The sequence below is a fragment of the Acetomicrobium sp. S15 = DSM 107314 genome (genome assembly GCF_016125955.1).
Lineage (GTDB): Bacteria > Synergistota > Synergistia > Synergistales > Thermosynergistaceae > Thermosynergistes > Thermosynergistes pyruvativorans.
Window position 1 is genome coordinate 1 of sequence record NZ_JADEVE010000136.1, and the last position, 359, is coordinate 359.

General features: G+C 53.5%; 1 protein-coding gene. It reads right to left on the reverse strand.

The features are described from left to right. Nucleotides 1-106: 106 nt before the first annotated feature. Nucleotides 107-359, reverse strand: a 253-nt coding sequence (locus EZM41_RS03440; protein ID WP_198469548.1) for a hypothetical protein, incomplete at its 5' end; no start/stop codon positions are given.

Genomic DNA, 359 nt, shown 5'->3' on the forward strand with positions numbered 1-359 from the left:
GAATATCTAATCCCCGTCACATCTCCTAATGATAAGCTTGGGCGTGAATTGTGGGCCGCCGCCGGGCAAGATCTCGGCATTCTGGATCTGGCGCGCGAAGGCTTTCTCACAAATTCGATGTCGGCCACAAATAGGAATGAGGGAGGATAAGATAAAGACCGTCGCCACATCCCTCGAGATGTTCAGGAAGATCTTGGACGAAGCCATAGCCGGAGACAACATAGGCATAGGGAATCAGCCCCTTCACGGCTTCGAAGGCGTCGCTTGAACCGAACTCGTCATCCGCGACGGACCAGGGGAGATCGAGCTCGTTTTGTATGTAGTAGAGGAAACCCAACGTCTTGAGCATTGCCTGCGCA